The organism is Lonsdalea quercina subsp. quercina (assembly GCF_000688655.1).
GTDB lineage: Bacteria > Pseudomonadota > Gammaproteobacteria > Enterobacterales > Enterobacteriaceae > Lonsdalea > Lonsdalea quercina.
In genome coordinates, this window is sequence record NZ_JIBO01000008.1 from 1 (window position 1) to 25,196 (window position 25,196).

At 51.6% G+C, this 25,196-nt stretch carries 24 protein-coding genes; 1 reads left to right on the plus strand and 23 read right to left on the minus strand.

The annotated features are described in order from the left end of the window. Nucleotides 1–341: 341 nt before the first annotated feature. The 19 genes from phoH to fliF all read right to left on the minus strand — a co-directional run bounded on the left by phoH (nt 342) and on the right by fliF (nt 20,527). Nucleotides 342–1,130: a phosphate starvation-inducible protein PhoH gene (phoH, locus tag RZ35_RS08910; protein WP_026742992.1), complete on the minus strand. Its 789-nt coding sequence runs from the start codon at nt 1,128–1,130 to the stop codon at nt 342–344. Between the two features lie 494 nt (nt 1,131–1,624). Next, nucleotides 1,625–2,161, minus strand: a complete 537-nt coding sequence (gene fliZ / locus RZ35_RS08915) for a flagella biosynthesis regulatory protein FliZ (RefSeq protein ID WP_026742993.1) — start codon at nt 2,159–2,161, stop codon at nt 1,625–1,627. Nucleotides 2,162–2,213: 52 nt separating this feature from the next. Then, nucleotides 2,214–2,936: an RNA polymerase sigma factor FliA gene (locus RZ35_RS08920; protein ID WP_036153050.1), complete on the minus strand. Its 723-nt coding sequence runs from the start codon at nt 2,934–2,936 to the stop codon at nt 2,214–2,216. Between the two features lie 405 nt (nt 2,937–3,341). Then, nucleotides 3,342–4,172 (minus strand): glycosyltransferase family 2 protein, encoded by an 831-nt coding sequence (locus tag RZ35_RS08925; RefSeq protein ID WP_139171444.1) that lies wholly within the window; start codon nt 4,170–4,172, stop codon nt 3,342–3,344. 73 nt (nt 4,173–4,245) lie between these two features. After that, nucleotides 4,246–7,791: a glycosyltransferase gene (locus tag RZ35_RS08930; protein WP_026742995.1), complete on the minus strand. Its 3,546-nt coding sequence runs from the start codon at nt 7,789–7,791 to the stop codon at nt 4,246–4,248. Nucleotides 7,792–8,026: 235 nt separating this feature from the next. Further along, nucleotides 8,027–9,133, minus strand: coding sequence for a FliC/FljB family flagellin (locus RZ35_RS08935; protein WP_026742996.1), 1,107 nt, complete (start codon nt 9,131–9,133; stop codon nt 8,027–8,029). Between the two features lie 305 nt (nt 9,134–9,438). Continuing rightward, a complete protein-coding gene (gene fliR / locus RZ35_RS08940) occupies nt 9,439–10,221 on the minus strand; it encodes a flagellar biosynthetic protein FliR (RefSeq protein ID WP_026742997.1) in 783 nt (260 codons plus the stop codon). 2 nt (nt 10,222–10,223) lie between these two features. Beyond that, nucleotides 10,224–10,493: a flagellar biosynthesis protein FliQ gene (fliQ, locus tag RZ35_RS08945; protein ID WP_026741107.1), complete on the minus strand. Its 270-nt coding sequence runs from the start codon at nt 10,491–10,493 to the stop codon at nt 10,224–10,226. 21 nt (nt 10,494–10,514) lie between these two features. Then, entirely contained in the window at nt 10,515–11,279 is a 765-nt protein-coding gene (gene fliP, locus RZ35_RS08950) for a flagellar type III secretion system pore protein FliP (RefSeq protein ID WP_026742998.1), read from the minus strand. Next, the gene (gene fliO / locus RZ35_RS08955; protein ID WP_026742999.1) at nt 11,276–11,692 is read right to left on the minus strand and encodes a flagellar biosynthetic protein FliO; all 417 of its coding nucleotides are present in this window, start codon (nt 11,690–11,692) and stop codon (nt 11,276–11,278) included. The genes fliP and fliO overlap by 4 nt, the downstream gene beginning before the upstream one ends. Nucleotides 11,693–11,695: 3 nt before the next feature. Next, entirely contained in the window at nt 11,696–12,109 is a 414-nt protein-coding gene (fliN, locus tag RZ35_RS08960; RefSeq protein ID WP_026741104.1) for a flagellar motor switch protein FliN, read from the minus strand. Next, entirely contained in the window at nt 12,102–13,115 is a 1,014-nt protein-coding gene (gene fliM / locus RZ35_RS08965) for a flagellar motor switch protein FliM (RefSeq protein WP_026743000.1), read from the minus strand. Before fliM ends, fliN begins: the two co-directional genes overlap by 8 nt. A 5-nt stretch (nt 13,116–13,120) precedes the next feature. Then, nucleotides 13,121–13,600, minus strand: coding sequence for a flagellar basal body-associated protein FliL (gene fliL, locus RZ35_RS08970; RefSeq protein ID WP_026743001.1), 480 nt, complete (start codon nt 13,598–13,600; stop codon nt 13,121–13,123). Between the two features lie 133 nt (nt 13,601–13,733). After that, on the minus strand, nt 13,734–15,227 hold the full coding sequence (locus RZ35_RS18185) for a flagellar hook-length control protein FliK (RefSeq protein ID WP_051625527.1): 1,494 nt from the start codon (nt 15,225–15,227) through the stop codon (nt 13,734–13,736). Further along, nucleotides 15,224–15,670 carry a flagellar export protein FliJ gene (fliJ, locus tag RZ35_RS08980; protein WP_026743002.1) on the minus strand — a complete coding sequence of 149 codons (447 nt, stop codon included), beginning with the start codon at nt 15,668–15,670 and terminating at the stop codon, nt 15,224–15,226. Before fliJ ends, RZ35_RS18185 begins: the two co-directional genes overlap by 4 nt. 94 nt (nt 15,671–15,764) lie before the next feature. Continuing rightward, a complete protein-coding gene (fliI, locus tag RZ35_RS08985; protein ID WP_026743003.1) occupies nt 15,765–17,123 on the minus strand; it encodes a flagellar protein export ATPase FliI in 1,359 nt (452 codons plus the stop codon). Continuing rightward, nucleotides 17,120–17,821 carry a flagellar assembly protein FliH gene (fliH, locus tag RZ35_RS08990; RefSeq protein WP_026743004.1) on the minus strand — a complete coding sequence of 234 codons (702 nt, stop codon included), beginning with the start codon at nt 17,819–17,821 and terminating at the stop codon, nt 17,120–17,122. The genes fliI and fliH overlap by 4 nt, the downstream gene beginning before the upstream one ends. Beyond that, complete coding sequence (gene fliG / locus RZ35_RS08995; protein ID WP_026741098.1) at nt 17,814–18,806, minus strand: flagellar motor switch protein FliG; 993 nt, start codon at nt 18,804–18,806, stop codon at nt 17,814–17,816. The genes fliH and fliG overlap by 8 nt, the downstream gene beginning before the upstream one ends. Continuing rightward, on the minus strand, nt 18,803–20,527 hold the full coding sequence (gene fliF / locus RZ35_RS09000) for a flagellar basal-body MS-ring/collar protein FliF (protein WP_071999785.1): 1,725 nt from the start codon (nt 20,525–20,527) through the stop codon (nt 18,803–18,805). The genes fliG and fliF overlap by 4 nt, the downstream gene beginning before the upstream one ends. 253 nt (nt 20,528–20,780) lie before the next feature. On the opposite strand from fliF, the gene fliE reads away from it, so the two are divergent. Next, complete coding sequence (fliE, locus tag RZ35_RS09005; protein WP_026741096.1) at nt 20,781–21,098, plus strand: flagellar hook-basal body complex protein FliE; 318 nt, start codon at nt 20,781–20,783, stop codon at nt 21,096–21,098. Between the two features lie 383 nt (nt 21,099–21,481). Here the strand turns inward: fliE and fliT are convergent, their stop codons facing one another. From fliT to flgL, 4 genes are all read right to left on the minus strand, one after another. Continuing rightward, nucleotides 21,482–21,853 carry a flagellar protein FliT gene (gene fliT / locus RZ35_RS09010; RefSeq protein ID WP_026743006.1) on the minus strand — a complete coding sequence of 124 codons (372 nt, stop codon included), beginning with the start codon at nt 21,851–21,853 and terminating at the stop codon, nt 21,482–21,484. Nucleotides 21,854–21,972: 119 nt separating this feature from the next. Then, nucleotides 21,973–22,377, minus strand: coding sequence for a flagellar export chaperone FliS (gene fliS, locus RZ35_RS09015; protein ID WP_026743007.1), 405 nt, complete (start codon nt 22,375–22,377; stop codon nt 21,973–21,975). A gap of 25 nt (nt 22,378–22,402) precedes the next feature. Continuing rightward, nucleotides 22,403–23,896 (minus strand): flagellar filament capping protein FliD, encoded by a 1,494-nt coding sequence (gene fliD / locus RZ35_RS09020; protein WP_051625528.1) that lies wholly within the window; start codon nt 23,894–23,896, stop codon nt 22,403–22,405. 302 nt (nt 23,897–24,198) lie between these two features. Beyond that, nucleotides 24,199–25,179, minus strand: a complete 981-nt coding sequence (flgL, locus tag RZ35_RS09025) for a flagellar hook-associated protein FlgL (protein WP_026743009.1) — start codon at nt 25,177–25,179, stop codon at nt 24,199–24,201. Nucleotides 25,180–25,196 lie beyond the last annotated feature (17 nt).

The window sequence follows — 25,196 nt, forward strand, 5'->3', positions numbered from 1 at the left end:
TCGGGCCACCCGCAGGGCAAGGCGCGTAGCGCCGCAGTGAATCCCTCCCTCACCGCCATATTTACAGAGAAAGTCTGAACTCACGTTCGGGCTTTTTTGTATGCAGAAATCCCCTCAGGGAGGGTGAGNACCCTCGTCAGGGTTCGACAAAACGGCATCGCCGTTTTGCATGGCCGTCAGGCCACCCGCAGGGCAAGGCGCGCAGCGCCGCAGTGAATCCCTCCCTCAGCGCGGTAAGCAACGATCGCCATCTCCATAGGAGAGGCTTTAAGAGCGGCAAGAAAAAGCCCCTAACACAGGTCCGGGGCTTTCAACAGCAAAAGTGCGATGACGCGTTTAAATCAGGCGTAAGCCAGTAAGGTGCGCTGACACAGCTCTGAACGGACACAATCATGTTTGTTAAAAGAGATCACACCCACCATTTCATCTTCCGTGAACCGTTCCAGCGCGTCGCGCAGACCCGACTTTACGCCTGATGGCAAGTCGCATTGGGTGACGTCGCCATTGACAATAACGGTAACATTTTCCCCCAACCGCGTCAGGAACATCTTCATTTGATTTACCGTGACATTTTGTGCTTCATCCAGAATGACGACGGCATTTTCAAAGGTTCGCCCACGCATATAGGCGAAGGGTGCAATCTCAACCTTTGCAATTTCGGGACGCAGGCAGTACTGCAGGAAGGAAGCGCCCAGACGTCGCTGCAAAATGTCATAGACCGGGCGGAAATAAGGCGCAAACTTTTCAGAGATATCACCAGGTAAAAAACCAAGATCTTCATCTGCCTGCAAAACCGGGCGAGTTACGATAATCCGCTCAATCTCTTTATGAATCAGCGCTTCCGCCGCTTTAGCGGCACTCAAAAACGTTTTACCACAGCCGGCTTCTCCGGTGGCAAAGATTAACTGTTTGTCGTCTATTGCAGACAAGTATTGTTCCTGGGCTTCAGTGCGGGCTTCAATCAGGGAGGTGTCACGATTTTCTCGCGCCATCCCGATGGACTCAATGCCCCCCAACTGAACCAGAGAAGTGACCGAATCTTCTTCACGCTGACGATGATTGCGGGCTTCACGTCTGATGACGCGTTTCGCTTCACGGCGTGCTTTGATCACTGCTTTTTGTCTTCCCATAGTGCCACCTTACAGTTTGTTTCACATACCGCATGAATAAGCTTCTACGGCGCTGCATGTACAAATGAGGTTTGGCTTCCTTATTAAGCCACTCGACAACACAAGGGGGGAAAAGCCGCCTGCATAAACGGTTAGACCACAGAACGTCGATGCAGTCGGTTTTCGATTAAAATGGATAACGCTTGATCGGAGACAGGAGGTTGATGATTTAGAACTGGGATGTTGAGAGAGAATGATAAAGGTAGAATAACCGCCGCAGTCGTTACGCGGTATTTGACGATGAAGCTTCGAACTATATCGTCCCTTTAAGGACTTCACCATTCTCACTCCTTACTATGACAATAACTATTCACAAGAATAATAATTGACAGACTAATATCCTGGCTAAAAATACGGCGAGAGGATGACAGCAATATGACAGTGCAATATTCTTTTCCTCCTGGCAAGACTTTTTACACCGTCATATTATAAACGTATAGTTGAAGATTCCCGGTTTACAACATCAACGCGGTTTCGCGGGAAAGATTTTTCTCCCAGTCCAAAAATTGATCGTATTTACGCAACGCGCTACGGTAGGTATTTTGTTCCAAATTGGGAATGTCGCTGCAAATTTGCTGCTGAACNCTTTCATTTTCAGCCAGACGCTCGGAAGGATAACGACGGGCAATAAGCAATTCATCCAATCTACGCAGACGAATAACATATTCTCGCATCGTGCTGTATTGCACTTCCGTTTGGTCAATAAGATAGCGAGTGAATGATTTTATATTGAAGTAATGCGCTGGCGGCTTGCAGAAGACCTCGCTGCAGAATCGGCATAGAGGTATTAATTCCTCCTGCATAGATTCCCAGGTATCGTCATCTATCTTCCTGTCCAGATATTCAAGCGCTTTTTTGTTGAGGGGCTTGGATTGATAAACCAATGAGACGCGGTCGAGCGATTTACCGCAGTTGGAACAATGAGTTTGTTTGTGTTTGAAATCTTTTAAATAACGACTAAGAAGCAGTTTCTTCCTGGCTGACTGAGACATGAATCCATTCCATGACAGTAAAAAGGGATAGCGACCTGCCTACGCTTCCAAATTAACTTTCATTCATTAATTTAACGCGCAGGCGCTTAATCGCTTGGCTATGTAATTGACTCACCCGTGACTCCCCAACCTCCAGAACCGCACCGATCTCTTTTAAATTGAGCTCTTCCTGATAGTAGAGGGTCAAGACGAGTTTTTCGCGTTCTGGAAGGTTATCGATGGCATCCATCACGCGCTGACGAAGATTGACATCCATAAGTTGTTGCAATGGATTAGCATCTTCGTTGCCTTCCAGCAATGCTTCGGCGCTGTCGCCATGTTCCTCACGCCATTCGTCGTAAGAAAAGAGCTGGCTGTTGTTGGTGTCGAGCAGGATCTGACGATAGTCCTCGAGGGAGATGTCAAGAATTTGCGCGACTTCTTGTTCCGTCGGAGCGCGTCCCAACTGTTGCTCGGCCTTTTGCATGGCATGAGCAACTTCGCGGGCATTACGACGCACGCTACGGGGAGCCCAGTCGCGGCTTCTCAACTCATCCAGCATCGAGCCTCGGATGCGCTGAACGGCATAAGTGGTGAACGCCGTCCCTTGCAAGGAGTCGTAGCGCTCTACTGCGCTGAGCAGCCCGATGCCGCCGGCCTGAAGAAGGTCGTCAAGTTCCACGCTCGCGGGCAAACGAACCTGCAAACGGAGAGCCTCATGGCGCACTAACGGTATATAGCGCTTCCATAAGGAATTTTTGTCCATTGTTCCTTCAGCGGTATACAGCTCACTCACAGTGACAAACACCTAGATAATAAAGTTATCGGTACTATTATGCGTTCGTATAGTGCAGACAATCGAATGAATAGGCGTTAAAAAGACATGCTATTTAAGATATACATGAAAGGTAAGGAAGTTTTACACCATAATCTGACAACGGCCAGCTTATTGAAAAATAAGAAAGATAAAGAATCACAAGACGTAATGAATGGGACAATAGGGTGTCTGAAATCGAAAATTTTGGCGGCGTATTCTAACCCCTGTAATTAAACATGTCTTCACGCTTTGAAAATTATTTTCTCGATAAAATCGTTTAGCTCGGAAACCATTACGCCCAGAATCCCTCCCCCATTTTATTTCAGCCGACAAAACGAACTTGGTTGATCTCGATGAACCAGGGAGGAGGGAGACGCTCAATAGCTACCGTCTGGTCTGACGCGATTTAGTTTGAAACAGCACGGGCTTGGCGTGCCGCCGCTTTATATCTCTCAATATTTTTAACGTTTCCGTCGGACCTAAGTCCGGGACATCCTTCACGCGCACACCGTGTTTATCACGAAAATAGTTGAGCGCCGTTTTTTGATTCTTCGTGTAATTTTCCTGAGTGAAAATCGTCGAATGCTCAAAGTCCTTATGGTCGAAGCCGATAAAATCTTTTGAGTTATCGATATCAGCGAAATACCAAAATGGTGGATGCATGCCCGCGTTAATTATCGCTAACGTATGATCCACATGCTCCAGGGCGTTATAATAAGTTTCATCCATATATCCTACACGGTCGATGCACGCCTTCGAGTAGTAAACGAATGCGCCGTCACACGTCTGGTAAAGCTGGATACGTCCGCCAGCATAGTCCGCGTTCATTCTTGGTTTGACGACGTCATCGAGACAGGCGGGGGTTGCCTGACTGAACATGAAATGTTGAATGCCACTGATCTTTGACGCCTGGATATATCGCTCGAATACCAATTTATTTTTGATAAAGACATCATCTTCAATTAAGAAAAAATGGTCGACGTTGCGTTCATGTAAATAGCGCAAGGCTATGTTTTTACTTTTCCCTACCCCCAGATTTTCGGGGTTATTGATCACCGTATGCGTGATCTCATGAAACTCGCAGAAAAGACGACCATCGTTAACAATCACGAGTTCATCCAGAATATCCATAGGCAAGGAACGATAGAGCTTAATCAACTCATCCGGACGATTATGAGTTATTATTCCCACCCCAATTGTTTTTCCGTTAATCATATTTCATCTGCTCAATAAGCCCAAAGGATACAGCCGGGGTCAGCAACCCATGCCTTCCCCGGAGAATGTCACATCAATCCGGCAACCAGGCTTTCTGCCACAGAAGTAAATTGTCTCCGCTTAACATCCAGTCGCGATAAACCGCCTGGCGTAATTCGTCGCCCATTCGCGCAGTCGCATCGAGGTCAGCCAGATGCATACGGATTGCATCCATCCAGTCTTTATAGCGGTTCCGGACGCGCGTGACCGGCAGATCGCACTGATAAGGTTCGATATCCGTACAAATCACCGGATAGCCGCAAGCGCCGTATTCCAGCAAACGCAAATTACTCTTACAGCGGTTGAAGATATTTTCTTCGAGCGGCGCCAGCGCCAAATCCAGGTTCAGAGAGGCCAGTTTCTGCGGGTAAAAATCTATATCCACCCCTTTGTGGAATTCATGGATATAAGGGCGCAATTTTTCAGGACACATCCCAAAGAACACCCACTCCACGTCGTCCGCCAAATCCCGTACGATATCGGCAATGAGCTCCAAATCTCCGGTATGGCTGCTACCACCGCCCCAACCAACACGGGGTTTCTTACCCTGCCGCCGCAGAGAGCTGAGATTAGACCACCATTCCACCGGCAGACGGTTTTCGACCACATGAATACGGTCATGAAGGCCAGCGAACGCCTCCGCCATCGGCTGCGTCGACACCACAAAGCGGTCCATGAACCCCAGGCTCTTACGCATTGCTTTCAGCGCATCTTTGGGGAGACCGGCGCGGTGCACGCTTTTCAGCGGAATATTGGGAAGATAGTCATCCAGCTCATAGACCTTGAAGGTGTTGCTAAGCTTGCTGATTCTTTCGATCCAGTCATGAAAATACGCCGACACCTGTTTTTGCAGTACCAGGACCTCGGGTTCATAGCGCGCCAACGTCGGGGTATTCAGATAGACGTTGGAGAGTTTGCCATCAATCATATTGGCGTCTTTCAGCGCATTAAACGGCTTGATAATACGGTAGTGCCCGCAGCCGGTTTGGTCAGACATATGCGCCATCACCACCGGCAATGGTCGCCAGGTCAACGGGCGCCAAATCAGGCCGGCATCCGGCTCGACTTCAAACCCGCGTCCATTTAAAGACAGATTGATATTGTAGGCGGGATCTCGGGCAATGACCGGCAACCACTTCTCGTACATGGCCATCTGTTCGCCCTGGAAGCGTTTTCTTTTCGCCTCCTGTGCAGCGGTATCCACCTTTTTCTGACTCACGCTGCCTTCATGCATCACCGTGGCAAATGGCGTCCACACGGTGAGATACCCCGCTTCACGCACTTTCAGACACAGATCCACATCGTTGTAGGAAACCTTGAAAGCCTCTTCATCTAACCCATTGACCTGCTGGTAGACGGACTTTCTAATCATCAGGCACGCTGCGGTGACGACGCTGTAATTTTGGTCTACTTTCAGGCGCTGCATATAGCCGGGTTCGTCCATTGGATCGCCGTTAAACGGATGTTCAGCCGGTCCGCGCAGTCCAAGAATGACGCCGCCGTGCTGAATACGCCCATCCGGATAAACCAGCTTGGCGCCAACGATCCCTACTTCTGGACGCAGCGCGTGGTTTAGCATGTTGTCCAGCCAATCCGGCTGCACGACGGCCGTATCATTGTTGAGCAGTAGCAGATAATCGCCGCGCGCCTGCTCGGCGGCCATGTTGTTAATCGCCGAGTAGTTGAAGGGATGAGGATAGCGGATAACACGGATACGATTGGGATCGACCTTCGCCACCCCGTCCAGCCAGGCTTTCGCTTCATGCGTTTCGCTATTGTTATCCACAATCAGCAGTTCGTAATTCGGGTAGCGCGTTTTCTCTAGCAGGCTGGTGACGCAGGCCACCAGCACCGGGAGCTGATCTTTGGTCGGGATGATGATCGAAACCAGCGGAGTCTCCTGATGACCGTAAATCATCCGGTAGTGTCCCGGCAACGTGGCCACTGCTTTACCAGCCTCATATCCACGACGCTGAAGATGGCGTTCGAGGACAGCAATCTCCCCCTCATGGGTGGAAATCGACAACTCGTCTGAAATCGTCAGAAATTCAGCCAAATGCCCGATAGACCCCATCCCCTGCTGTTCAATCAACCTGAGGATGTACTCCAGCTCCATGCAGCTGGCATGCTTGGAATCAAAGCCGCCCAGCGATAAGAACAGCTCTCGGTTGAACAACCAGTGTCGCGTCATGACGGCGGGAAGGCTCAGCAGATAATCAAGGTTGAAATCCGGACGGCAAGAGAGTCCTAATTGCCCGTCTTTGCCGTATAGCAGCTCGTCGCCGTAAATAGCGCTGCAGCCTTGAGCGGTAACCAGTCCTAAACTGGTCATCAGCAGGCCGCCTGCGGTAAAGATCTCACCCGCCTGAACCAGCATCAGCCAGTCGAAGGTCTGTTCGCGCACGACGTCATTGATAGTCCTGACGAGAATTTCCTGACGGATTTCCCGCACGGTACAAGAGGGGAAACGCGCCGCGATCTCCGAGGATGAAGTCAGGATGATGCGCTTGAGCAGGACGCCGTCCGACTCGATGGTCTCAAGACTCTCGACGGTCGCCTTCAATTTTTCTTCGTCGCCCTCGGTATCCATAATGAGAATGCCGAATTCGCGGCCTTCCAGATGCTGACCGAGATACTCCTTAATCAGTACCGACTCACTGGCTGTGGGATAACGGCTGGCGATCCAGTTCGGCGTAGTATTCTCTTCCGGTTTACCCTTTAAGGCGGTTTTCATACCTTCTTTGAGATCAAAGGGGTAGAAATGCTCTTTTTGATCCAGGTCTGCGACCTCAAGAAGATCGGGATTTTTGACGTCAGGCGAGAAAAAAATCGAGTTCTGGACCTCGCGAAAATACACCGCCTGCTCCTGGAACTCCGGACCGCTGATCGAGCCATCCACCCTTTCCGCAGGAACCCGCCTGTCGGTCAGCGGTTCGGACAGCATAGCGAAGTCGCCGTCACGTAGCAGCGAGAGGTAGAAAGCCAGCGGTGCCGTATAGTGCAGCTTGACGCCGTTGAGGGTAAACATGGTCTTGGGAGACAGCATTTCCTGCCGCAGTAAAACACAGCTCAGTTCACCAATAAAATTGGTCGCATATCGAGTCAGATAATCAATGACATTCTTACCACGAATCTGCACGTTGCCGGAAAATGGGTATGCAGTTTCAGCAATGTCATTGAGTATCTGCCCCTCTCCATCTATGCGTCGCCGGCGTGACGAACTGAACACCACGCGATCATCTTCTTCCAATACCGCTGTCAATAGTCGGATATGATCTTCCCTCAGTACATCGCTATCACTCAGGAAGTTAATGTATTTTCCTTCCGCATGCATGAGGCTTTTTGCGCAGAGATCGTATTCAGAGACGTCGAGGGACTCGCTGCGGAAATAACGAATGGTATGGNGAGACGCATCGGTCGCCTTATAGACGGCGCTTTCGATAAGTGTATCTGCGCTGGCATCGTGCACGATGATTTCTACATTGTCGTAATCCTGAAGGGTCGCACTCAACAGTGCGAGTTCAAAGTATCGTGGTTCCTTCGCTGGAATAATGATACTGACGAGTGGGGACTTGTTCATGACTAACCCTCTATATGCATTCGATGTAACCGGAGCTGACTCTAAATTGGCGCGATGTACCCCATAGTGGACGGGACATCGCCAGTTTAATAATACGGCGCTGAATGCCAGCTCAAAGACGTGAATTCATCTTCTTTATACCGGCTAATCTCGGTATTGCTTGCGCTGCAGGCGATATTCGCCATAAAAAAAGCCCCGCCAGAGGCGGGGCTTTTTNGACAGAAGATGAAACAGATTACTGCAGCAGAGACAGAACGGTCTGCGGAACCTGGTTCGCCTGCGCCAACACTGAAGTACCAGCCTGTTGCAGGATCTGAGCCTTGCTCATGTTGGAAACTTCTGTAGCGTAGTCAGCATCCTGGATACGAGACTGTGCTTCGCTCAGGTTGGTAGACGTGCTGGTCAGGTTGTTGATGGTGGAGTCGAAACGGTTCTGAATCGCNCCCAGGTTACTACGCATGTCATCTACGGTAGACAGCGCTTTATCCAGAGTCGTCAACGGGTTTTCCGTCTGAACACCCGTCAGGTTGTCGGTAGAAGCGTCAACGGTCACGGTCATCGCGCCATCATCGGTGATGGAGATGTCGTTAGACGTCAGTTTGTAGTAAGCAGCGTCGCCAGATTTGCCGACGCCTTCAACGTCTCCACTCAGTGTACCGCTAACGAAGTAGTTGCCGTTAGAGTCGGAAACCAGACCGGTTGTGCTCAGAGCGGAAGTACCAGAGAAAGAGACAGAGGCGTCTGCGCTCAGCGTGGTGCTGTTGTAGGTAGAACCGCTTGTAACAGCAGTCGTTGCGCTGCTTGCAGGACCGTCAACGTTAAAGCCAGACAGGTTCAGAGAAGCAGTGTTAACTTTCTGCAGGTTGATGCTGATGGTCTGGCCATCCTGAGAACCAACCTGGATAGAGATGGAAGTTTTGCTGCCATCCAGTACTTTCACGCCGTTGAAGTCGGTCTGCTGAGAGATACGGTCAACTTCAGACAGACGCTGAGTAATTTCGTCCTGGATTGACTGCAGGTCGGAAGCGGAGTTAGTACCGTTCTGAGACTGTACGGTCAGAGTACGGATAGCCTGCAAGTTGTCGTTAATTTCGTCCAGTGCGCCTTCAGTCGTCTGCGCCAGGGAGATACCATCGCTTGCGTTGCTGGAAGCCTGAGTCAAACCGTTGATGCTGGAAGTGAAACGGTTGGAGATAGCCTGACCAGCGGCGTTATCTGCAGCGCTGTTGATTTTCAGACCAGAGGACAGACGTTCGATCGCGGTGCTCAGAGAAGACTGAGATTTGTTCAGGTTGTTCTGTGCAACCAGCGAGATGCTGTTGGTATTAATTACTTGTGCCATAAGAGATTTCCTTTTAGATATCCGTCAGGACTTAAATCGTTAGGGTTCAGGCTTTTCCGCCCACGGCGTCAACCACCGTCTACAGAAATATCGGCGTTGCCCTAATGATCTTTAGTAATTAAACCCAATATTTTTAAAACATATGCTTTTCAGCAAGTTAAAATAAAAAAACCGAGCAGACAACGTCAGTTTTAACAAGCTGAAACGACTGAATCGCGGTGGAAAGGTGATTTATTGCTCAGTGTTGCGTAATAAAACCGACAGGTTTTCGTTTGCAAACGGCTAAAAAACACAATGGTCTGCAATTAAAGATTAAAGTTTGTCACCAGCGTCGCAATCATATCGAAGAACTCGCCAAATAAATGTTCAGCAAATTGGGGTATCAGCGTCATCAGCGTACCAATGGTCATTATCCCCACCGTCAGCGTAACGGGGAAACCAATGACAAATACGGACAGCTGCGGCGTCATTCGGTTTAGCAGACCGAGCGCGAGGTTAAGGACCAGCAACAGCGTCACCAACGGCAGCGCCAGCATCAGACCATTAATAAAGATAAGGCTGCCTGCTCGTGCAATAGAATAGAAGACGTTAGTGTCGATAGGTGCTGTATCGATCGGAATGACATGAAAACTATCGGCCAGCATGGAGATAAGCCACAAGTGTCCATCAAACGCCAGGAACAGCAGCATCGCCAACAGATTAAGAAAGCGCGCCAGCACCGGCATATTCGGACCGCCGGATGGGTCGAAAAACGTGGCGAAAGACAGCCCCATCTGTAACCCAATCACTTCCCCGGCCATACGAAAGGTCGCGAATGCCAGTTGCATCGTGAAACCGATGCACGTGCCGATCAATATTTGTTTGACCAACAACCAAAGCCCTTCGGCAGAAAATATGGGAACCGGTGTAATGGTCAGATGCGGACCAATCAAGAACGTCGCCAGCAGGCCAAGACCAATTTTAGCCTTGGTGGTGATTTCTTTTTCGTTGAGAACGGGCGCCGTGGAAATCAGCGCCATCAGGCGTATAAAAGGCCAGAAGAACTGATTAAGCCAGTAATAGATATCGGCGCTGGTCAGGTTAATCATGATTAACCAATCATGTTAGGCAAATTGCTAAACAAGGTACGCATGTAGTCAAGAAACAACCCGAGCATCCAGGGACCGGCGATGATGATGGTCAGGAAAACGGCCAGAATTTTGGGAATAAAAGAGAGCGTCATTTCGTTAATCTGCGTTGCCGCCTGCAAAATGCTCACAATCAACCCGGTAACGAGAGCCGCCAATAATAGAGGCGCCGCCAAAGCCAGCGCGATCTTCATTGCTTCGTTACCCAACGCCATGACCGACTCAGGAGTCATAAAATATCCTAATGCTGAATGTTAACTGTAAAAACTCTGCACTAATGAGCTTAGCAACAGCTGCCAGCCATCAACCAGGACAAACAGCATCAGCTTAAAAGGAAGAGAAACCGTCGCCGGCGGCACCATCATCATCCCCAACGCCATCAACACGCTGGCGACCACCAGGTCAATAATCAGGAAAGGGATAAAGACGGTAAAACCGATTTGAAAGGCCGTTTTAAGCTCGCTGGTCACAAACGCAGGAACCAACACCCGCATGGGGATAGCTTCCGGTCCTTCCAGCGGGGGAATATCCGCCAGTCGGGTAAATAGCGCCAAATCTGTCTCACGCGTCTGGCGCAGCATAAACTGACGCACCGGCGCAGAACCACGATCGATCGCCACTTCCATGGAGATCTTATCCTGACTGAACGGCAGATACGCGTCCTGATACACCTTGGTGATGACCGGGGACATAATGAAGAAGGTCAAAAACAGGCTCAGTCCAACGATAATCTGGTTGGGCGGCGCCGTGGCGGTCCCCATCGCGTTTCTCAACAAACTCAGCACGATGATGATACGGGTAAAACTGGTCATCATCAGCAGTACGGCGGGAATAAACGTCAATGACGTCAGCAGAACCAGAGTTTGGACCGGCAGGGACCAGCTCTGCGCGCCATTGGCCATCGGCTGACTGATGATGCCCGGCAGTTGCGCCCAAGCATTCGGCGCAATAAACACAATCACGCCAGCAAAGAAACCGCGCCGCAACAGCGACGCCCATCGAGATGAAAACCTGTTCATTCTGACTTTTCCGAGCGATTCATGACCTTACTGAGGAGTTTGCGAAAGTCTGCAGGATTGGCTTGAGCGGAAGCGTTAGCGTCATCAATTACTTTTGCCGGCAGGGTGTGAAGCGGGGTCACCTGCTGCGCGGTGACGCCGAGAACCAACCAGGTGTCGTCAACTTCGACAATCACGNCCTTTTCGCGCTGCCCGACCGGACAACTCGACACGACTTTCATCATCTGATTATTGCGAGCCTGAGGCGCTACGCCGAGTTTTTTGGCGAGCCAGGCTAACAGAAGGATAAACAGGAGAATGCCTCCCAACACAGCACTGACCTGGGTTAGCGCCGAGCCGGGAGTTTGTGACGGTGCCTGGCTATGCGTCGGCACCATGACGGATGCGGAGGTCTGCTCCTGAGTTTGCGCCATAAGTTAGCGGCTCAGGCGACGCATACGCTCAGACGGAGTAATGATATCAGTGATACGCACGCCGTATTTATCGGCTACCACCACCACTTCGCCCTGCGCGATCAGATACCCGTTGATCAGGATATCCAACGGCTCGCCGGCCAGACCATCCAGCGCAACCACCGACCCCTGAGAGAGGCGCAGCAATTCTTTGATGGTCATTTTGGTACGGCCCAGTTCAACCGTCAGTTTGACCGGGATATCCAAAATCAGGTCGATGTCCTGAGACAGTCCGGTCGCGGCATCGGCTTCCAGAGACTTGAATACGCCTTCGCTACCGCTTTCTTCTTTTTCTGCGGCTTGCTGCTCATTAAATGCATCAGCCCACAGATCGTCCACGGATTCTTTTTCTTCGGACGGGTTCTTGGTGTCACTCATGGGGCTGTCCCTCGTTGTTCAGAGAAGTCAAAATTGGATTCACTAACTGTTCGACTCGAAGAGCATATTGTCCTTTGTAGGTACCGTATTGACCGGTCAAGACCGGAACACCGTCGACATGGGCAATGATGCTGTCAGGTTTTTCTATAGGCAATACGTCGCCCGGCTGTAGCTTGAGCACTTTGGACAACCGCAGCGACACATCGGTAAAGTTGGCGACCAGCTCCAGCTCGGAATGCTGAACCTGCTTGGCCAACGTATCCCTCCAGCTCTGATCTTCCTGTCGAGAATTCTCCATCGGAGGATTCACCAGCAGCTCGCGCNGCGGTTCGATCATGGCAAAAGGAATACAAATATTGAATTCGCCGGTCAAATTGCCAATTTCCACATGGAAAGGCGTGGTGACCACAATATCGTTAGGTGACGTCGTGATGTTGGTGAACTTGACCTGCATCTCGGAGCGCACATATTCCACGTCCAATTTGTAGATCGCGTTCCACGCATCGCCGTAGGCTTCCAAAGCCAGGCGCAGCATTCTTTTCACCACGCGCTGTTCGGTGTGAGTGAACTCTCGCCCTTCCACCTTGGTAGGAAAACGGCCATCGCCGCCAAACAGGTTGTCTACCGCGATAAAAACCAGGCTCGGGGAAAACACAAACAGCGCGGTGCCGCGCAGCGGCTTCAGGTGTACCAGATTAAGGTTGGTCGGCACCGGCAGGTTACGCGCAAAATCATGATACGGCTGAATTTTTATCGGTCCGGCAGTGATATCCGGGCTGCGACGCAACAGGTTGAACAGCCCCATGCGGAACTGACGAGCAAAACGCTCATTGATGATTTCTAACGACTGAAGACGCTCACGAACCACACGGCGTTGCGTATTGGGGTCGTAAGGCCGAATATCGCTTTCGGGGCCAGCGGCCGACTTGGCTTTGCTATCGCCGTCGTCACTGTCACCGTTGAGCAATGCGTCAATTTCTGCCTGGGAAAGAATACTGTCACTCATAATATTTATCGCAGTATGAAAGCGGTGAACAGAACATCCGTGACCACCTGGTTGGGTTGCCCTTGAACCAGCGGCGGGCTAAGAACCTGTTTAATTTCATCAATCAGCTTCTGCTTACCTTGTTCGTTTGCCAACGCGGCCGAATCCTGTCGGGAAAGCAGCAGCAGCAAGCGGCTGCGTACTTCCGGCAAATAGCGGGTGAAGCGGCTCTTGGTTTCTTCATCTGGCAAACGCAGGGTGAACCCAACGTACAACACACGATCGGGATTGTTATCCGGATTAACCAAGTTAACAGTAAATGTATCCAATGGCATGAATACAGGTTCCGGGGGGGGCACTTCTTTTGCCACCGTTGGCTCAGCGTTTTTATGATAAAAGAACCACCAACCCGTGCCAGCAGCACATGTCGCTACCAATGCGATAACGATTAGTAGTATTAACAAGACAGAACGCTTGCGTCCCGACTGTGATTTTTCTTCAGCCATAGACTAAGATAATTCCTATACTCATTGCCATTGATGCAGCTCTGTGCTGCATATACCCCGTAATTATCCCGTCTATTCCGCCGTTCAATAGGATGAATAGACGAGGAAAATCACACTAGCTTACTGATTTGCTTCACGCAAAGGTATCGACGCCACTCGAGGAGGACGCCAATCTCTGCAGTGAGGCAGGCACATCCACGATGTCCATGTGGCTGTCCAGGCTGCTCGAATACTGAGACGAAGACGAACCGCCGCCTGCGCTCTGCTGTTGCCCCTGTTGCCATTCGGAGCCGGCGAAGGTCTCGCTGCCCACACTACTCTGGTTTAGCGTAATACCGCTTTCAGATAACGCCGTTCTCAGCTGCGGCATCGCCGCTTCTAAGGCTGCCCGAACCTGGCCATGCGCAGACGCAAGGTGTATTTGAGCCTGGTTATCATCCATCGTCATGCTGACCTGAATTGCGCCAAGCTCCTGCGGATGCAGACGCAGCTCAACGTTTTGCTGATTATTACGCGTAAACATCACAACCTGCTGGCTGAGCGCCTGTTGCCACTCATCGCTGCCCAGACGAGATGTCAGCACCGCAGTTTGCGGCGTCGCGGCGGCGGAGGTGTTGGCCTGAGTGCTGTTTAGCGCACCCAAGGCGCTATTCACCGTCGCGGCGCTGGAACTGCTGTTGTTGGCAGATGACGGCTCTTGGCTCACCTTGAACGCGTTGCTCACGGCAGCTGTGATATCCGATGACTGAACCTTGTTTGACGTCGCACTGGTATCAACCACCGTGTTTTTCAGGTCGGTCGTATCGTCTTTTCCGTTTCCTTTAGACGCCGTTTTACCGGAAGCGCGACCCAAAATATCGCTTAATGCCGCCTCGTCGTCCTGCCCTGTCGTCGCGTCATCAGCGACGGCATTCAGCATGGAGGTCAAGGACGTGCTCTGCTGACCATCAGTCAGCGTCTGCAAGGCATTTTGTCCATCGACACTCAGAGCGGCGACGCCTTCACTCTGGCTGGTTATCGGCTGAGCGGTGACTTTTTGTAACTGCGGAGCCAATCCTGCCCCCAGCATGGCCATAATCGTTGACGAGGCATCCTGATCGGAAATCACAACCGAGCTGTCGGTATCCGCAATCGCCTGCTCGCCCAACGTTAACGCAGCGTCATCGCGACTATCGGCTGCATCGGTCGTCGCGGTCTCGGCTTTTGCTGCCGTAGACTTACCGTGTGTCGTGTGCGACTGCTTCAGCAGCGCGCTCAGCGAAGACTGCCCGGAAGACGCCGTTGTCGTCGACTCTTCGCCCACATTCGCGTCCGCCAACTGCGCATCTTCACTTCCATCAGCCTGTTTTGCCGACGTATTTTCGGTTTTCGTCGTGGTGTTGGACGACGACTGAGTCGTGGGGTGTTTTACCGGCTGAGGCTCTATTTCTTTATTCTGAGTATGTTGAGAAGCCGCGTTCGACGCGTTTTGCTGTATACGATTTTGCTCTTCATTCAGGTGTGACGAAAACAGCGCCGTAAAGCTGTTAGGCTGTGACGCATTACTGTCTTGGCTGCTGCTGGACGAGCTCGAATCGGTTCGAGCGGTCTCAGACGCTGAAAGAGCAGTAACAGTGGTTAGATTCATGGATTCAGTTTCCTCAATGACGAGCGCTGTGCAAATTCATCCATCAGTTTCTGGTCTCGACGATTCTCACGAACCAAGAGTTCCTGAGCCGCCCGTTCTTTTAATGTTTCGAACGCATTCAGCCGCTGGCGCTTGGCCTGCCAGGTTTTCATGGCCTGCTCAAGGCGCTGTGCCCATACGGCCAGCTGTTTGCGATGTTGTTCGATGGCCAACTCGAGAGTTTTGATAAACTGTTGATAGTTATACCAATTCGCCGCATTAATACCGCTACCCATACTTTGTTGCAACTGTACACGGTAGTCATCTTCATACCCGAGCAGCATATCGAGCTGCTGCTGTGCCTGTACGTGCGACTGACGGATCTGCCCCAGCAGAGTAGCGGCATCGTCCGCTTCCTGCTGAGCCAATTCGCGAAGTTTGTCGAGAGGGGTTTCAGTTTTCATAGTACCTCAATCACATACAGTTACCGGCGGCCTGCTAGCTTTGCCCCTGTCGGGTAATGCTTTTCGCCCTGGTAATCAAATACACCACATGACATCACATGCCGAACAACGCATTGAGTTGCTGCAATGCCTGCTGTTCATCGCACCGTTCGAACATTCCCTGCTGTAAAAAGGCTTCCATCTGCGGATAGAGCTGAATGGCCTGATCCAGCAAGGGGTCGGTTCCCGATGCATAGGCCCCTACGCTGATCAAATCTTTGTTCCGCTGATAGACGGATAGCAACTGCTTAAATTGCCTTACTTTGGCGTAATGTGATTCGTCGATCAAAGCGGTCATCGCACGGCTAATCGACGCTTCGATATCAATTGCCGGGTAATGGCCGGACTCAGCGAGCTGTCGAGACAGTACGATATGCCCATCCAGTATGGCCCTTGCGGAGTCGGCGATGGGGTCTTGCTGATCGTCGCCTTCCGTCAACACGGTGTAAAACGCCGTGATAGATCCGCCGCCATGCATACCATTACCTGCACGTTCCACTAACGCGGGCAGCTTGGCGAACACAGAAGGCGGATAGCCCTTGGTCGCCGGTGGTTCGCCAATGGCCAATGCGATTTCTCGCTGCGCCATTGCGTAACGTGTGAGGGAATCCATGATCAAGAGAACATGATGTCCCTTGTCGCGAAAATCTTCCGCAATGCGGGTCGCGTAGGCGGCGCCCTGCATACGCAGCAGCGGGGAAACGTCAGCCGGTGCGGCAATCACTACCGCGCGGGCACGGCCTTCGGCGCCCAAAATATTTTCAATGAAGTCTTTGACCTCACGGCCACGTTCGCCGATCAGGCCCACCACGATGACATCAGCTTCAGTATAGCGGGCCATCATGCCCAGCAGCACACTTTTACCCACGCCGGAACCGGCGAACAGGCCCATACGCTGCCCTCGCCCAACGGTTAACAAAGCGTTAATTGCCCGGACGCCAACATCAAGCACATGGTCGATGGCCGTCCGCTGCAAGGGGTTCACCGGCGGCGTAATTAACGGCGCCTTGAATCCGGTTTCCGGCGGGGGCAATCCATCCAGCGGTTTGCCCGCGCCGTCCAGGATTCTGCCGAGCAGTTCGGGGCCTAGCGGAAGCTTTTTACCTTCGTGCTTTTCTCCGCCACGGGCGTATACGCGCGCGCCGGGGATAATGCCCTCAACTTCCTCGAGCGGCATCAGAAACAATCTTTGCCCATTAAAACCAACGACTTCGCTTTCCACTTCTTCGACTTTGTCGCCATTAACACGCTCTACATAGCAGGTCGCGCCCAGCGGCAAATGCAGACCCGAGGCTTCAAGCACCAGCCCCGTCGCGCGAGTCAAACGCCCGTAGCGACGAACGGTCGGCGTCGTGGCGATCTTCTTCTCGAACGCATCCAGCGTCGTCAGCCAGCGAGAGAGTCGGTTCGTCATCNCACCTCTCCCGGCGCAGCCATATGGCACAGCTCGTGCCAACGCGTCGCGATGCTGGCATCCAGATCGCCGTCTTCGGCGCTGACTTTACACCCCCCCGGATGGAGCTGGTTATCCGCCAGTAAACGCCAGCCGTGCTGCGCCAGCGTCGGACCCAACTGTTTCTCCACCCTTTCCATATCGGACGGATGAACGCGTAAATTAGGCTTACCGCTAAATAAAGGTTCCTGCTGAATCATCTGCTGTATCTGATTGAGCAAGGCGGTGCCGTCGCAGACCGGCGCCTGACCCAACACCTGCTTCGCGGCGGTCAACGCCATCTGCATCAGGCGTGCTGTAATCACGCTGTCCAGCGAATCGAGCGTCTGCTGGAATTCGGTTACCATGTGCTGCATCTGCTCAGTCAGCTTTTCTTGCTGCTGTTTCTCTTCCTGGGCGCCCTGCTGACGACCTTCAGTCAGGCCGACTTGGTAGCCCTCATCGTAGCCTTTCTGCTGACCATCTTTGTAGCCAGCATCTTTGGCTTTCAGCTGGACCTCTTCGCGCAGCAGTTCCAGTGACTCCAACGCCTCAACGGGAGAAGTCTCTTCTTCCTCTGAGTGGGATGGCTTTACCTCTTCCTGCTGAGCCGACGGCGGCGGCGCCGCCAAATCGGTCAACGTCCAGGGACGCCACGGTAACTCATTGGTATCAGACATACGCATCCTCGCCGCCACCGATAATCATCTCGCCACTGTCCGCCAGACGGCGCACGATAAGCAGGATGGCTTTCTGTTCGTTTTCGACCTGAGACATACGAACCGGTCCGCGCGTCGCCAGGTCGTCGCGCAGAATTTCTGCCGCACGCTGGGACATGTTGCGCAGGAACTTCTCGCGCAGCGGCTCTTCCGCACCCTTCAGGGCGATCAGCAAGGATTCGGACTCCACTTCCTGCAACAGACGCTGAATACTGCGGTCGTCCACCTCGACCAGATTTTCGAACAGGAACATCTCGTCGATGATTTTCTGCGCCAGCTCACCATCGAACTCGCGAACGGCATCGATAACGGCTTCTTCCTGTTGCGTTTTCATCAGGTTGATAATTTCAGCCGCAGTACGAATACCCCCCATTTTGCTGCGTTTCAGATTCTGTCCGTCCAACAGACCGTTCAGAACTTCCGTCAACTCAGCCAACGCCGCCGGCTGTACACCGCCGAAGGTCGCGATACGCAGCATGACATCATTACGCAAGCGTTCGTCGAACAGCGCCAGGATGTCAGCGGACTGTGCGCGTTTAAGATGGATAAGGATGGTCGCGATGATCTGCGGATGCTCATCTTTAATCAGGTCGGCAGCAGTCTGCGGCTCCATGAAGTTGAGCGTTTCCATCCCTGAAGAGGTTTCTTTGCTTTCCAAAATATCTTCCAGCAAGGTCGATGCACGCTCTTCACCTAGCGCTTTGACCAGAACGGAACGCAGGTAATCGCCTGCATTGACGCTTAGCGCCGCATACTGTTCTGCGGAAACCTCGAATTCTTTCAGCACTTCCATCAGTTGCTGATTGGACACCTGTTTCATGTTCGCCATGGCGGCACTCAGGTGCTGAACTTCACGCGTGGAAAGGTGCGTGAAGACTTCAGCAGCGCGGTCTTCGCCGATAGTCATCAGCAAAATAGCGCTCTTTTCAGTTCCAGTCATACTCATAGTTCAGTACTCATCCATTGGCGAATAACCAGGGCGCAGACGCGAGGGTCGTTCTCGGCCATGTCGCGAATACGCTGGCTTTGAAGCTCGGTATTGACGCGCTGTTGCGATTTACGCTGCAAGTCTTGCTCTTCTTTGCTGAGCTTGACGATAACGTCTTCATCGCCTTCCTGACCGCCAGATAAACTTTCCGCCATTGCCTGCTGCTCTTTCTTCTTGAGCTGCAACTGCGGACGAACCATTTTGCGCCACATGATCCAGGCGACAATCAGGACAAGCAGCCATTTGCCTGCGCTAATTAACAGATCAAAGAAGGCCTGTTTCTGCCAGAAGGGCAATTCGCTCGCCGCATCATTCGATTCCGTAAACGGCGCGTTGACCACATTGATGCTATCACCACGATCAGTTGAAAAGCCCATGGCTTCGCGCGTGAGTGACTCAATCTGTTTGATCTGCTCTTCGTTCAACGCAGCAGATTTGCCCTCAGCGTTAGGCGCGTAATTGACGACGACTGCCACGGACAAACGCTGTACGGCGCCAGCGCTTTGCTTGGTGTGACGAATGGTGCGGTCCACCTCGTAGTTGATGGTCTGATCGCGGCGGTTGTTGGAAGACTGTACCCCCCCGTTCGCTCCGCCCTGATTCGCACCATTGGCAGCGTTCGCCTGCTGCTGACCATTCGCATTATTCTGCGCTCCGTTAGCATTCGTGCCGGCATTTGGCGCGACAATCGGCGCCGTCGGCGTCGCAGGAGGCTGATTCGACAGAGCGCCAGGTACGCCGCCCACGTTTCTTCCGCCCAACTGTTCACTCTGGCTAGACTGCTGAGAACGAACAGCGGCTTGATTCGGAGCCTGATTCGGCTGGTACTGCTCATCCGTCTGCTCACGATTGGAGAAGTCGATCTGGGCTGTGACCTGCGCGTGAACGTTACCCGTGCCGACAATCGGTGCCAGGATAGCTTCGATACGACGCTGGAAGCGGTTTTCAACTTCGTTGGCATATTTCAGCTGCGCCGCGTTCAAGTCGCGTCCTGTGCCGTCCGTTTGCGTGAGCAGACGGCCATTCTGGTCAACAACAGTGACATTGTCGGGCGGTAAGCCAGCGACGCTGCTGGACACCATGTAGACAAGGGCGTTGATCTGCCCTTCGTCCAGTGCTCTGCCCGGCTGCAAGTTCAAGGTCACCGATGCTGAAGGGGATTTTTGTTCACGCACAAATAAGGACGGTTTCGGGATCGCCAAATGAACCCGCGCTTTTTGCACAGGACCCAGCGTCTCCATCGTTCGGGACAGCTCGCCTTCCAAAGCGCGCTGATAGTTAACCTGCTCGCTAAACTGACTAATGCCAAACTTCTCTTGGTCGAGCAGCTCAAACCCCACCGAACCGCCCTTGGGCAGCCCTGATTGTGCGAGTTTTAACCGGGTCTCATAAACATTTTCCGCCGGTATCAGCAAAGCCCCACCATTATCGCTGAATCGGTAGGGGATGTTCATCTGCGTGAGCTGGGTGACGATCTCCCCGCCGTCACGATCGTTAAGATTACTGTAAAGCACTCTATAATCAGGACTTTTCGCCCACAAAACCAACGCTGTAACCACAGCCACAGCAAAGGCTGCGGCGACTAATAAAGGTACTTTCGGATTAGCACGCAGCCGGGTAAGCACAGCAGTAAATCCGTTGATACTCATTGCGGGCGAACTGCTTTTAGCGGAGCTCATGCNCTATTCCTGCCAATTAACATTTTAGTAGCTATTGATAAAAACAAAATTTACTCCCTGAATAATCAACGGTTGCTCTGAAATTCAACACCCGCCTTTAAGATTTGGGCGATATATTATTTATCCCATAAGGCCAATTCTATAGGTGAATTAGCCTAGGTTTTTATGCCTATTTAGAAGCTTAGGGTTGCTGGTATTCTGCTACAGTTGTCGCCTATAAATATTTGGTCACAGAGAAAACCCGAGGGTTTAAATGTCTATACAGGGAATTGAATCCGTCGTTCAGCAGTTGCAAAGCGTAGCACTTCAATCAACCGGTAGTGCTTCTAACGCGATTGCTGAACAGCAAAGCGGCTTTGCGGACGAGATGAAGTCCGCGCTGGGAAAAATCAGCGAACAACAGACCACAGCACGTGCGCAAGCGCAGAAATTCGAGCTGGGTGAAGAAGGCGTAGCGCTGAATGACGTGATGGTCGACCTACAAAAAGCGTCTATTTCGATGCAGATGGGTATTCAGGTGAGAAATAAACTGGTTTCCGCTTACCAGGAAATCATGAATATGTCAGTGTAAATAAAGATGACGATTTGAATACACCTCGCCCATTAGCTATCCAACGATCAGCATCCTTCGGGCTATTCGCTTTCGCATAGCCTGGTCCCTCCCTTCCCCGAATGACTTCCTACTCTGTTTTTATGGCGTCTATCGCTATTGAGCACGCTCAATTTTATTTACAGCTGACGCTCTCTCTTAAAAAAAATTTAAGACGCGCTTCTAGGCAATTTAATTTTAGGGAGAGGGAACTCGGCAACTGGCAGGCGATAAATTTAGGAGGTTTGTTTGGGTATGACATCCGCACGGGCGAGCAGGTTTGCTCAGGGGCAACGTGTCTCCATGAACTTACTAAGGAAGCACGTCGGTACGTTGGACGACAAGCGGCATCAAGCTAAGTTGACTTATTCTTTGCCGCCGCCGGGTAACATGGAATCATGATCGGCGAACTTATGGTAAGCCGCATTCACTGACTGCTGCCTGGCCGATTGACCGATAAGCCCCTTCAACTCTTTGAGACGCGACTCCAGTAGTTGAGTAATTGCCGTTTCGTTGCTCAATATCGTGTCGAGGCACCGCTTGATCTGACCTTGTTCCGCGTTGGAAACGATATTGTCATGTTTAATCAGGCCTGGAAGAATGCCAACTTCCTCAAGGTAACGCTGTTCAACTTCGATCAATTCCGCCCATTCTGCTTTTTTTGCGAGTGCCAGCATACGATCGCTTAGTTCAAGGATTCGCTGATAACAGACAAGAACTGATTTGCTGGCTTCCATTGTAATTTCCTGACCTACACGGTGGATTATGATTAACGCAGAACGGCAAAAGACTAAAACTGTGCCGTACACAAAGGTATTCCGATGATAATTCCGGCACAGCTAAAGCCAATCACGAATCAATCAACAGCGGTATTTTTTTCAGGACCTATTTCTTTCCAGGAATCAGCAATGCCTCGCAAGAGTTCCGTGATGTTTTCTAATAGAGCGCGATCGTTGTGCAAGTTGGCATGAAGCAGCTGTCTAATCATATAGTCATACAGCTGCGCCAGATTCGCGCTAATCTCACCGCCCTTCTCCATATCCAGAGAAGCCAGTAATCCACTGTCAATGATCCTGATGGCCTTGGTAATCGCGTTACCCTTCTCCACCGTGTCTTCTTGTTCCATGAAAATATCTGCACGGACAAGGGCACTGATGGCACCATCAAACAACATGGTAATCAGTTTATGCGGGCTGGCGCTCATCACGCCGCTTTCCAGCCCCACCTGCGCATAAGCCTGTGAACCATACATCATCGCCATAAAAACACTTTCCTTACACTAAGCGTTAACTGCTGGAGCTACTGCTCAGCTGTTCGAAAGCCGAAGTCAGGTAATCGCCCGTACTATTCAGCTCTGAGACCAGCACATCCAACTTCGTGAATTGAGTTCTGTAGCGGCTCATCGTATTCTCGATGCTGCTTTGCACCTGAGAATACTGTGTCTTGAGCTTATCGATAATCGAAGTGATGCCTGATTCGGCATTATCGATCAATCCGTTGCTCTCTGTATAGGATGACACGGTAGAAACCAACTGTGTTGCCAGTCCCGTGGTTTTACCGTCACCCATGAAGAATTCGCCTACTGCAGAACCATTGTCGGTGAGCGCATTGACCAGCGTGGTGTTATCGATGGTTAGCGTTCCCCGGACAACGTTCCCCGTAGTGGAGTCCGTACTCGTTCCGAGCGAAATACCCATTTGCGACAACACTTTGAAAGTATCGCTACTTTGGGCTGAACTGATCATCGACTTTATCTGGTTTTTCACGCTGCTCAGGGTTGAGTCGCCCACTAAAGCGCCGTTGCTTGTAGACTGTGATTCGCCGGCGCTCACGCTGGTGTAAGCGCTCAACGAAGAGAATGACGTCAACAGTGTATTATAAGCACTCACCCAGTCAGTAATCGCGCTGGCGGCATCCGTGACGCTTTTCGTCACGACCAGGTTTTCCGAAGCGCTGGAAGCGGCGTTCAATGTCAGCGTGACACCTTCGGTCGGAACGTCGGTCACCGTGTTGCTGCTACGTTCGATTGCAATGCCGTTGACCGTCAGCTTGGCGTTCTGCGCCGCTACCTGCTCCGTCATCCCATTGGATGAGGCGCTGCTGTCATAACCCAGAATGCTGTTCAACGTGCTGTCGTCTGAGCTCACGCTCATCGTTGACGTTTCACCCGTAGAGTCTGAGGTCAGGGTTAACTGATAGCTGCTGTCGCCCGACTGTACAATACTTGCCGTCACGCCCGCTTTCGCGGAGTTGATCGCGCTGGCAATACCTGAGAGCGAAGTCTGGTCGTTCGTCAGGGAGATATTTACCGCACTGTTGCTACCAACCTGGAGAGTCAAATTGCGCGTCGTTAGGCTGCTATCGCCCAACTGAGTTGTCTTACTGGACTGAGAGCTGGTCGCCAGCGTTTGCGCGGTGGCCAGTTGGCTCACTTTTACCGTATAAGTCCCAGACGTTGCGCTGGAAGTAGCTGTGCTGGAGAACGAAGTATTGGTCGAAGTTTGCTTAGTGGCATACAGGGAGCTGTCACTCAGTTTTTCTGTTGCCGTAGAAAACGTTTCCAAGGCGCTTTGCAGCGTGCCATAAGCCGTCAGCTTGGACTCATAGCTGGTCTGTTTAGTCGTAATCGCGGTAAGTTTTTGGTTCTCGACTTCTTCCAGAGAGTCCAGAATGCCAGACAAGTCNAAGCCAGATCCGACGCCCAATGATGTAACCAATCCCGAACTGGAACTCGTTGTGCTTGATGACGTACTACTGGTCGTGCTTGATGTCGTAGCCATATTCTCTTACCCCTCAATAAATGTGTTCATCCATCTGCATAGATTATCGGCAGCATGTTTGAAAAGTTTAAGCTGCTGTCAACATTTAGAAGATAACCATGCAAGAATACCCCCTAATGCACGCGCTAACGGTGGGTGTACCCTCGCGAAACAGCAAGTTCCGCCTGGATTTCGTCGTGCTAACGGGCACAAAACGGCCCGATGCGTAAAATAAAAAAACGGCCGTATCGCCTGCTATAAACAGGACGATACCGCCTAAACAAATACGCCCGGTTTAAGCGTATTCCAAAATTTGATGCTAATTAACTATTCATCTCAAACAGCGACATGCCTTTCATTGAAGAGAATGTGCTTTGAGCAGCCTGCAACGCCACCTTTTGCATGGTGACGTTAGAAATCATTTCATACATATCGTCGACGTCAGACCCTTTCAAACTGGTCATTCGGTCTGAATAGATCAGATCGCGGCTGTCGCCAATACTGTCTAATGTGGTCAATTCGTTTAGCTTGCTGCCCACGGTGGCTTGCACCGTTGACACGTTATCCAGCGAGTTGGACATTCCCCGGTTAGCTTTATCAAACATCGCCTGGTAGGACTCGCTGCTCGTAGTGTCGTCACCGGTCTCATCCAGCGGAATATCGAGCGCTGTTAACGCATAGTCGATGCTGTTGAACATGTTGGTTTCACTGGCAGAACCATCCGGCTCGGTTTTATAACCCGCAGACAAGCTCATAAAAATGGTTGTCCCCGTGTCGCCCGTGGTCATCGTTCGGCTGGAGTCCACTTTCTGACTCACGGGGGTATCGCTGCCGACGTAGCTCACGTTACCTTCGCTGTCTTCAACAAAAGGGGCGGTATCGGTTTTGTAACCAGCGAAAATGTAGTTACCGTTGCTGTCGGTGGTATTGGCTAGCGTCAGCAACTGGTCTTTGTATCCTTGCAGCTCAGTCTTCATAGACTGACGATCGGAATCGCTGTAGGTGGTGCTCGCCGCTTTGACCAGCAAGGTTTGGACGTTCTGGATTACGTCAGTGACCTGATCCAGTACGGTAGATTCCAAAGACAGGTTGGTGGTCGCTGTGTCGCGCGCCGTCGCGAACTGCTCGTTGGTTGACTGTGATTGCGCCAGCACCACGGCTTGTGACGAAGCGATGGGATCGTCCGATGGTTTGTTGACCAGCTGTCCATTGGACAAATCTAACGCCGCGCTCTGATATTTCGAGTAGGCGTTCGTGATGCTCTGCATGTTCTGCTGATAAATCATCGATGAGCTAAGACGCATAACACAGTCCTTAAATT

What these genes read in the sequence shown, in the direction of transcription:
- phoH (WP_026742992.1), bottom strand. Translation starts at nt 1,130, where the DNA reads ATGGGAAGACAAAAAGCAGTGATCAAAGCACGCCGTGAAGCGAAACGC.
- RZ35_RS08925 (WP_139171444.1), bottom strand. Translation starts at nt 4,172, where the DNA reads ATGATTAACGGAAAAACAATTGGGGTGGGAATAATAACTCATAATCGT.
- fliR (WP_026742997.1), bottom strand. Translation starts at nt 10,221, where the DNA reads ATGATTAACCTGACCAGCGCCGATATCTATTACTGGCTTAATCAGTTC.
- fliQ (WP_026741107.1), bottom strand. Translation starts at nt 10,493, where the DNA reads ATGACTCCTGAGTCGGTCATGGCGTTGGGTAACGAAGCAATGAAGATC.
- fliP (WP_026742998.1), bottom strand. Translation starts at nt 11,279, where the DNA reads ATGAACAGGTTTTCATCTCGATGGGCGTCGCTGTTGCGGCGCGGTTTC.
- fliN (WP_026741104.1), bottom strand. Translation starts at nt 12,109, where the DNA reads ATGAGTGACACCAAGAACCCGTCCGAAGAAAAAGAATCCGTGGACGAT.
- fliL (WP_026743001.1), bottom strand. Translation starts at nt 13,600, where the DNA reads ATGGCTGAAGAAAAATCACAGTCGGGACGCAAGCGTTCTGTCTTGTTA.
- RZ35_RS18185 (WP_051625527.1), bottom strand. Translation starts at nt 15,227, where the DNA reads ATGAATCTAACCACTGTTACTGCTCTTTCAGCGTCTGAGACCGCTCGA.
- fliJ (WP_026743002.1), bottom strand. Translation starts at nt 15,670, where the DNA reads ATGAAAACTGAAACCCCTCTCGACAAACTTCGCGAATTGGCTCAGCAG.
- fliI (WP_026743003.1), bottom strand. Translation starts at nt 17,123, where the DNA reads ATGACGAACCGACTCTCTCGCTGGCTGACGACGCTGGATGCGTTCGAG.
- fliG (WP_026741098.1), bottom strand. Translation starts at nt 18,806, where the DNA reads ATGAGTATGACTGGAACTGAAAAGAGCGCTATTTTGCTGATGACTATC.
- fliF (WP_071999785.1), bottom strand. Translation starts at nt 20,527, where the DNA reads ATGAGCTCCGCTAAAAGCAGTTCGCCCGCAATGAGTATCAACGGATTT.
- fliE (WP_026741096.1), top strand. Translation starts at nt 20,781, where the DNA reads ATGTCTATACAGGGAATTGAATCCGTCGTTCAGCAGTTGCAAAGCGTA.
- fliT (WP_026743006.1), bottom strand. Translation starts at nt 21,853, where the DNA reads ATGGAAGCCAGCAAATCAGTTCTTGTCTGTTATCAGCGAATCCTTGAA.
- fliS (WP_026743007.1), bottom strand. Translation starts at nt 22,377, where the DNA reads ATGGCGATGATGTATGGTTCACAGGCTTATGCGCAGGTGGGGCTGGAA.
- flgL (WP_026743009.1), bottom strand. Translation starts at nt 25,179, where the DNA reads ATGCGTCTTAGCTCATCGATGATTTATCAGCAGAACATGCAGAGCATC.